Source organism: Halovibrio sp. HP20-59 (genome assembly GCF_033052795.2).
Lineage (GTDB): Bacteria > Pseudomonadota > Gammaproteobacteria > Pseudomonadales > Halomonadaceae > Vreelandella.
The window spans coordinates 1-247 of sequence record NZ_JAWJUW020000149.1 but is presented as its reverse complement, the minus strand read 5'-3'; the positions used below and the strand labels follow the sequence as shown (position 1 = coordinate 247).

The window sequence follows — 247 nt, the reverse complement described above, 5'->3', positions numbered from 1 at the left end:
ATGGGCTGGTTCAAAAGCACTTCGGCAAAGCAGAAGACCAATGTCAGCTTTCTCTCCAACCTGCGATTCCGAACCAAGATCATGCTCGGTTTCATCACCGTGCTGGGCATCTCCGCGATCAACATGGGCGTCGCCTATTTCGGCTTTGAGCGCATCGCCGAGGGCGTTCAGTCCTATCAAGGCATCGTCGCCGAGACCGACAGCGCCCGTGACATCGACCGCGAACTCGCGGCGTATCAGCTTCTCG

At 57.5% G+C, this 247-nt stretch carries 1 protein-coding gene; it reads left to right on the top strand.

Annotated features, from left to right (window positions below):
- Window positions 1–247, top strand: a 247-nt coding sequence (locus RZA33_RS19695) for a hypothetical protein (RefSeq protein ID WP_317509996.1), incomplete at both ends; no start/stop codon positions are given.